Below are 8049 nucleotides of genomic sequence, written 5' to 3'. Positions count from 1 at the left end.
GGCGCGCCCGGCATCGGGCCCGGCATGGGGCCGGGCCGCGCGGGCATCGGCCGCGGCTGCGGCTGCGCCGACCGCCGCGGCAGGCTCCACACCTGCCGCTTCTCCAGCGGCTGCTGCAGCGTGTACGGGTGCAGGCCGAGCCGGCCGATGCGCTGCCGGTCGTTGCGGGCGCGGATCATCGAGAAGATGACGACCGCGAACACGCACGTCCAGATGACGTTCAGCGGCGTCAGGTACCGCTGGATCTTCATCCACAGCGACGCGGTGTCGTGCCAGCCGTCGTCGTTGTTGTCCTCCTTGACGACCTTCCCGTGCGACCGGGACGTGCTGACCGCGCTGGTGCCGGATCCGCTGAGCGTGTTGTCGCGGATCTCCGAGCCGCCCGCGGAGCCGATCACCGAGATGCCGTGCGCCTTCGCGCCCTTGATCGTGTTGCCGAGCAGCGTCGCCGACGAGCCGCGCATGTAGATGCCGGTGCGGGCGCCGTCCACGGTGTTGCCGGCGAGGTTGGCGTCCCGCACCCCGTCGCGCAGCGAGATGCCCTGCCGGACCTGCCCGGTGAGCTGGTTGCCGGAGATCTGCACGTTGGTGGCGGCGTCCCGCACGACGATGCCCATGTCGCCGCCGATGACCTTGCTGTTCTGCACCGACAGCTTGTCGCCGCCGAGCAGCTCGATGCCGTAGTGGCCGTTGTCCTTGGCGAGGCTGTTGTTGATCGAGCTGTCGCCGAAGCTCTCCAGCGACTCGCCGGACGCGGACGGCCCGTCGGCGAGCGCCTTGCCGTTCAGCGTGAAGCCGTCGTGGCCGTTCTTCTCCGCGGTGCAGTTGGTGACGCGGATCTTCTCGGTGGCCCGCGACAGCACGAACCCGTCGCCCCTGCTGCCCCGCACGGTCGTGTTCGCGATGTTGGCGTTCTTCGCGAACCGGTGCATGACCAGCCCGTTCACCTGGCTGTTCAGGATCTCGTTGTTGGTGATCTGGGTCTGGTTGGAGCCGGAGACGAACAGCCCGAACGCGTCGCCGGTGACGGTGCTGTTGGTGATCGACCCGGTGACGAGGTCGGCGGCCGGGACGTGCGTGGCGGTGCCGCCGGGCGTCTCGGTCTCGATGTCGCCGGGGCCGCCGCCGGTGTTGCCGCCGTTCTGCTGCTGCTCCTGGCGCTTCTTCTTGGCGGCGTGCCGCTGCTCCTTGTTGAGGTGCTTGCTCGCGCTGGACGGGCGGTCGGTGCCGGTCAGTGCGATGCCGCCGGTCCGGCCGCTCCAGAAGCCGAGGTCGGAGACCTTGGTGTAGTCCATCTTGAACTCGCCGCCGACGGCGCGGATGTAGGCGCGGCCGTCGGCGACCTGCCGGTCCGGGGCGTTGGCGCGCGGGTTCCAGCTGGTGATCTGCACCGGGGCGCGCTGGGTGCCCTTGATCTGGACGGTGCCGCCGAAGCTGACGATGGAGCTGAACGCGCCCGGCAGGCTGCCCATCCGCAGCACGAGCGGGCTCGTGCCGCTGGCGAGCAGCAGCTTCGCGCCGTCGGCGACGAACACGTGGATGCCGAGCAGGTACGAGCCGTCGGTCTGGCGGCGGAAGTACTGGCCGCCGAACTTGGCGAGGTCGGCGATGGTGTAGGGGCGGCCGTTGGTCGTCGGCGGCAGGACGAGCGTCTTGCCCTGCGCGGAGCCGAAGATCTGCGGCCGCTTCCACTGCGCGGTCGCCTGCCCGCCGATCATCAGGATCGCCGAGAGCACGGACCGGGTCTGCATGATCCGCTGGTCTTCCTGGTCGACCAGCGCGGCCTGCCGGTTGGCGTCGGCGACGGGGTCGGCGTGCGCGCGCGGCGCCGGCGTCCCGGGCAGCACCCCGAGCGGGACGAGCCCGAGGCCGAGCGCGGCGGCGGCCGTGGCGAGACCCCGCCCCGCGGCGCCGGGAAGGCGCGGGCGGTGGTTCGGGTGCGTCACCTCAGCCCACTCCCTGGAGCGAGCTGGCGCTCTGCCCGGCGCCGCCGACCTGGTCGGAGGTGCGGGTCAGCCAGCCCTGCTTGTTCATGGTGATGAACGCGTACAGCTTGATCGGCAGCGAGATGCCGATGACGACGAACACGGTCAGCGGCAGCAGCAGGATCTCGCCGGGGTGCCGCTTGAGGTGCGACCAGCCGCGGATGCCGCGGCCGAGCAGCACCCAGCCGAGCGCCAGCGTGATGCCGATCGGGTTGAAGTTGTCGGCGATCCGGCTGAAGATCAGGTAGCCGAGGGTGACCGCCATGGTGACGGGGGTCAGCAGGATCTGCAGCACGGTGACCTTGGTGACGAACGGCGTCTTCCACAGCCAGCCCTTCCACAGGGCGGTGAGGTAGCAGCGGTAGGAGTTGCGGCTCCACCGGATGCGCTGCTTGAAGAAGGCCCGGAACGAGTCGGGGAACATCGAGATCGCGCGCGCCGACGACTGGTGCACGGTCTTGTAGCCCTGCGACAGGGTGAGCCAGGTGAGGCGGCCGTCGTCGCCGGCGATGCAGCGGCGGCCGAGGAAGAACTCGTTCTCCAGGTTCTCCACCACCGGCAGGATGACCGAGCGGCGGTAGGCGGCGGTGCGGCCGGACAGGCAGGCGACGCCGCCCTTGGAGCCCATCGCCGGGACGTAGTCGTAGTAGCGCAGGTTGACCAGCCAGTCGGCGATGCGGCGCCAGACGCTGGTGGTGCGCTGGTAGACGTTCTGCTGGGTGCCGACGCCGCCGACCTGCGGGTCCTCGAACGGCATCTGGACGGCGTCGAGCAGGCCGGGCTGCCACCAGGTGTCGGAGTCGGCGAACACGATGACCTCGCCGCGGGCGGCGCGGATGCCGACGCCGAGCGCGGAGCGCTTGCCGGAGTGCTCGTAGACGAGCACGTGCAGCCGCGGGTCGGTGACCTGGGCGAGCCGCCGGTGCCCCTCGGTGTCGGCGACGTCGATCACGATGATGACCTCGCTGGGGTTCTGGGCGAGCCAGCTCTCCAGGCAGCGGATGAGGATCTCGGGGTCCTCGCGGTAGGAGGGGACCACGACCGAGACGGTCGTCCGGAAGTTGTTGACCACCGGCTTGTCCATGCGGGACAGGATCACCCGGTAGAGCCAGAGCCCCCAGACGAGCAGCCCGGCGAAGCCCAGCGGGACGAACTTCCGCCAGTCGCCTCCGGCCGTCGCCCCCGCGACCGAACTCCAGGCGTCACTCAGCCACCCCGTGACAGACGACAAAACAGGTCCTCTCTCTCCCGTGGCATCGGGAGCTCCGCCGACTCTTGCGACCCCGTGCCACCTCAAGTAAGAGTGAGCAGACCAGCAATTGGTTCATCTTTGCCAGATGCGGCCACACTTGCCCTATTGGCGGGGCTCTTTATCGTGCCGCATGATCAACTGTCAAGGGATTGCCGGAGATCGTTCGTCGATCGACGCGTCGGTAAGCATCCGGACGCACGGACGCCATGCTTCGGAAACACCCAACCGGTAGTTAGCTGCCGTGTAGAGGGCTGGAAGTCCGATTGATTGCTATTTGTCGGCTTTTAGCTACGCGCCAGTAGGCGTGGTGTGATTCGTGTCACGTTTAGTCGCCACCGGGAACGTCTCTGTGGCCTGCGTCCCGCAAGCCGCCCGGTTTTGGGTGGTTGCCACTGGTTACCAGCGGGTAGCATGATGTCGAGTTACTGACCAGTAGAACGTGCGGGGCCGGCCGGCGCCGCCGGACCAGACGGAGTCTCGAATGGGGCACTACAAGAGCAACCTCCGGGACCTGGAGTTCAACCTCTTCGAGGTGTTCAAGCGCCAGGACCTCCTCGGCAGCGGACCGTACGCCGACCTGGACGAGGACACGGTGCGCAGCATCCTCGACGAGGTGAACCGGCTCGCCGAGGGCCCGCTGGCCGACTCCTTCGAGGACGCCGACCGCCACCCGCCGGCGTTCGACCCCGCGACCGGCACCGTCGAGATGCCGGAGAGCTTCAAGAAGTCGTTCAAGGCGTGGATGGACGCCGAGTGGTACCGCCTCGACCTCGCCCCCGAGTTCGGCGGCAGCGGCGCCCCCCGCTCGCTGACCTGGGCCGTCGCCGAGCAGGTGCTGGGCGCCAACCCCGCGGTCTACATGTTCGCCTCCGGCCCCGGGTTCGCCCAGATCCTGTGGCACATCGGCACCCCGGAGCAGAAGAAGTTCGCCGAGCTGGCGCTCGAGCGGCAGTGGGGCGCCACCATGGTGCTGACCGAGCCGGACGCCGGCTCCGACGTCGGCGCCGGCCGTACCAAGGCCGTCCAGCAGCCCGACGGCACCTGGCACATCGAGGGCGTCAAGCGCTTCATCACCTCGGCCGAGCACGACATGGCCGAGAACATCTTCCACCTGGTGCTCGCCCGCCCCGAGGGCGCCGGCCCCGGCACCAAGGGCCTGTCGATGTTCCTCGTCCCCAAGTACCTCGTGGACGTCGAGACCGGCGAGCTCGGCGAGCGCAACGGCGCCTACGTCACCAACGTCGAGAAGAAGATGGGCCTCAAGGTCTCCACGACCTGCGAGCTCACCCTCGGCGAGAAGCACCCCGCCGTCGGCTACCTCGTCGGCGACGTGCACCAGGGCATCAAGCAGATGTTCCTCGTCATCGAGTACGCCCGGATGATGGTCGGCACCAAGGCGATCGCCACCCTGTCCACCGGCTACCTGAACGCGCTGGAGTACGCCAAGGAGCGCGTCCAGGGCGCCGACATGACGCAGATGACCGACAAGGCCGCCCCGCGCGTCACGATCACCCACCACCCGGACGTCCGCCGCAGCCTCATGACCCAGAAGGCCTACGCCGAGGGCATGCGGGCGCTGGTGCTGCTCACCGCGTCCTACCAGGACGCCGTGCAGGTCGCCGAGCACGAGGGCCGCAAGGACGAGCAGGCCGAGAAGATCAACGACCTGCTGCTGCCGATCGTCAAGGGCTTCGGCTCCGAGCGCGCCTACGCGCTGCTCGGCGCCGAGTCGCTGCAGACCTTCGGGGGCTCCGGCTTCCTGCAGGAGTACCCGGTCGAGCAGTACATCCGCGACTCCAAGATCGACACCCTGTACGAGGGCACCACCGCGATCCAGGGGCAGGACCTGTTCTTCCGCAAGATCCTGCGGGACAACGGCGAGGCCCTGAAGGTGCTCGCCGGCGAGATCAAGGCGTTCGCCGAGTCCGAGGCGGGCAACGGCCGGCTGAAGAACGAGCGGGCCCTGCTCGGCAAGGCCCTCGACGACGTGCAGGGCATCCTGAACCCGATGATCGGGTGGGCGCTCGGCTCGATGGAGAACCCGAAGGAGCTGTACCGGGTCGGCCTCAACACCTCCCGGCTGCTGCTCGCCCTCGGCGACCTGATCGTCGCGTGGCTGCTGTGCCGGCAGGCCGAGGTCGCCCTCACCGCCCTCGGCGGCGACGTCTCCGACTCCGACAAGGCCTTCTACACCGGCAAGGTCGCCGCGGCGCAGTTCTTCTGCCAGACGGTGCTGCCGCGGCTGGCGTCCGACCGGGCCGTCACCGAGGCCACCACCCTCGACGTGATGGAGCTGCCCGAAGAGGCGTTCTGACCCACCCGCATCACCGAACCCACCGCCCTCCCGCGGACCGGGAACGCGCGGCCCCTGCCACCCTTGTGCGGCAGGGGCCGCTGCGCTTCCCGCGCCGGGGTCACTAGTGTGGGCGCGTCTCCCCCCGCCCCCCGAAACCGAACCGGAGAACCCGATGCCGGACATCCGACACCGCGTCTCTTTGCGTCTCCCCCTGGCCGTGTCCCTCGCCGGGGTGCTGGTCGCCGCGGGCTGCTCCGACTCCGGCAAGGCGGGCAAGAGCGACCCGCCGACCGCCAAGGCGGGCGGCTCCACCACGCCCACGGCGACCACCGCGGCGGCCGGGTTCACCAAGGAGGGCTGGTTCGGCGGCGCCGACGGCCTGCACGCCCGGCTCCAGATCACCGGCGTCGAGCGGCAGGGCGCCAAGTCCGTCCTGAAGTACAGCCTGACCTCGCTCGACCAGGCGCCGAAGTCGGTGCCGGTCGAGATCGCGCTGCTCGACCCCGTGGCCGGGAAGCTGTACAAGCCGACCGCGACCACCAGCGCCGCGCAGCTCGCGCCGAACGCCACCCGGCAGATGCAGGCCGAGTACCCGGCCGTCCCGCAGAACGTCCAGAAGCTCACCGCGATCACCCCCGGCACCGCGGGCGAGTACACCGGCATCCCCGTGACGGGCATCGGGGACGCGCCCGCGGCGGGGGCCGCGACGTCCGGCGGGAACCCCGCCGAGCTGTACGACATCACCGAGGGCGAGATCAAGGACGTGACGTCCAGCGGCACCGACGTCACCATGAACCTGCGCACCGACGTGCTGTTCGCGTTCAACTCCGCCAAGCTCTCCGGCCGCGCCAAGTCCGTCCTGGACGAGGCCGCGCAGGAGATCAAGGCGAAGGCCGACCCGGACAAGCGGCCGCTGACCTTCGACGGCCACACCGACAGCAAGGGCAGCGACTCCTACAACCTCAAGCTGTCCCGCCAGCGCGCCGAAGCCGTCATGAACGAGATGAAGAAGCGGCTCGGCGGCTCCTTCAAGTACTCCGCGCACGGCAAGGGCGAGGCCGAGCCGGTCGCCAAGGAGGGCGGCAAGGACGACGCGCAGGCCCGCGCCCGCAACCGCCGCGTCGAGATCTCCTATGTCGTCCGGCAGCAGGCCGACGGCACCACCGGCTCCAGCACCGCCGCCGCGGACGGCCGCGGCGGCACCGTCGCGCCCGCCGCATTCCACGGCCAGGACGGCACCACCGTCGCCAGCCGGTACGGCCGCTTCGGCGCCGACAAGCGCCGCCTGGACGTCAAGCCGTTCTACCGGGACGGCGCCTACATCGTCTGCGTCTTCACCATCACCGACGAAGGCCCCGGCACCACCCCGCCCGACGCGAACTACGCGCACAAGGACTACCCGGGCGGCGCGTTCACGTCGTTCTCCGTCCTCGCGCAGGGCGGCAAGGACGTGTACCGGGCCGTCCGCGTCGGCCCCGGCGACCCCGGCAAGCCCGCCGTCTACGTCGACCCGGGCCGCGCCACCTTCCTCACCGCCGTGAACCAGCCGCAGCGCGGGTTCGTCTACGTCCCGGCCCCGCCCGGCAACATCTCGTCCGTGGTCTTCGACGGCGGCCCCTTCGGCAAGGTCCTCAACGTCCCGGTCCAGTGACCCGGCGCGGCGTCACTGCTTGGCGGACGCCACGAACGCCTTGATGCGCTGGGCCGCCCGGTCGAGGTCGGCCTTGGGCGCGTGCGCCTTTTCGGCGGCCTGCACGAACGCGTAGGTGAGGGCGGCCGTGCAGAGGTCGGCCTGCGACCACGGCTTGGTGCAGCCGACCACCGTCGGCCACCCGTTCGCGTCCATCGTCGCGAACGACACGGCCACGTACGGGCTCGGCGGGCCGCCGTTCGTCAGCTCGTCCTTCCGGATGGACGCCCGCATGGTGCGCACCCCGGTCGGGATGGCCTGCACGGGCAGCGGCGGCCGGCAGCCGCCCTCCTGCTGCCGCGCCTGCGGCGAGTCGGGGAAGTAGTCGCAGTCCATCTGGTATTTCGCGCTGACCCCTCCCGGCAGCACCTGGGTGATCGTCCCGGTCAGGCCCGCGCCCCCGGTTCCGTTGCGGGGCGGGACGTCGGTCTCCCCGCCGCCGTCCACGCCCATGGACCCCGCGCACCGCTCGGCGGCGGGAGCGATCAGGTACTGCCCGATCTGGGTGCGGAAGACGGCCGCGCCCTTCGGCGGTCTCACCTGCTCGGGCAGCCGCACCTTCGCGGGTCCGGCGGACGGCGTCATCGTCGTCACCGTCGGGCCGGCGTAGGTGGTGGTCGTGCAGTCCCGGACGGCGGCGACGGTGACGGCGGGCGGCGCGCCGGTGTCGTGCTTCCCGCCCGATCCGTGCCGGGCCGTGGTCGCGACGACGACGGCGCCGGCGGCAACGACCGCCGCCGTCCCGGCCGCGACCGCCGCGATCCCGCCCGCTCCCTTCAGCCCGCCGGCGGCCCCCTTCGCGCCCGCCGCGGCGCCCTTCCCGGCC

The 8049-nt window shown here is 70.6% G+C and carries 5 protein-coding genes; 2 read left to right on the top strand and 3 right to left on the bottom strand.

Going from position 1 to position 8049, the window contains the following annotated elements:
• A partial coding sequence (locus F9B16_RS47080) for a right-handed parallel beta-helix repeat-containing protein (RefSeq protein WP_151546780.1) occupies positions 1–1946 on the bottom strand: 1946 nt, incomplete at its 3' end.
• A gap of 1 nt (position 1947) precedes the next feature.
• Complete coding sequence (locus tag F9B16_RS47075) at positions 1948–3216, bottom strand: glycosyltransferase family 2 protein (RefSeq protein ID WP_151546779.1); 1269 nt, start codon at positions 3214–3216, stop codon at positions 1948–1950.
• Between the two features lie 502 nt (positions 3217–3718).
• Between F9B16_RS47075 and F9B16_RS47070 the strand changes: the two genes are divergently transcribed.
• Positions 3719–5551: an acyl-CoA dehydrogenase gene (locus tag F9B16_RS47070; RefSeq protein ID WP_151546778.1), complete on the top strand. Its 1833-nt coding sequence runs from the start codon at positions 3719–3721 to the stop codon at positions 5549–5551.
• A 154-nt stretch (positions 5552–5705) separates the two neighbouring features.
• Entirely contained in the window at positions 5706–7184 is a 1479-nt protein-coding gene (locus tag F9B16_RS47065) for an OmpA family protein (protein ID WP_151546777.1), read from the top strand.
• 12 nt (positions 7185–7196) lie between these two features.
• Here the strand turns inward: F9B16_RS47065 and F9B16_RS51855 are convergent.
• Positions 7197–8049, bottom strand: an 853-nt coding sequence (locus F9B16_RS51855; protein WP_225992580.1) for a hypothetical protein, incomplete at its 5' end; no start/stop codon positions are given.

It is taken from the genome of Actinomadura montaniterrae, from assembly GCF_008923365.1.
Lineage (GTDB): Bacteria > Actinomycetota > Actinomycetes > Streptosporangiales > Streptosporangiaceae > Spirillospora > Spirillospora montaniterrae.
Note: the sequence above shows the minus strand (reverse complement) of the source record. Positions and strands in the feature narration are given on the sequence as shown.

What these genes read in the sequence shown, in the direction of transcription:
- F9B16_RS47070 (WP_151546778.1), top strand. Translation starts at nt 3,719, where the DNA reads ATGGGGCACTACAAGAGCAACCTCCGGGACCTGGAGTTCAACCTCTTC.
- F9B16_RS47065 (WP_151546777.1), top strand. Translation starts at nt 5,706, where the DNA reads ATGCCGGACATCCGACACCGCGTCTCTTTGCGTCTCCCCCTGGCCGTG.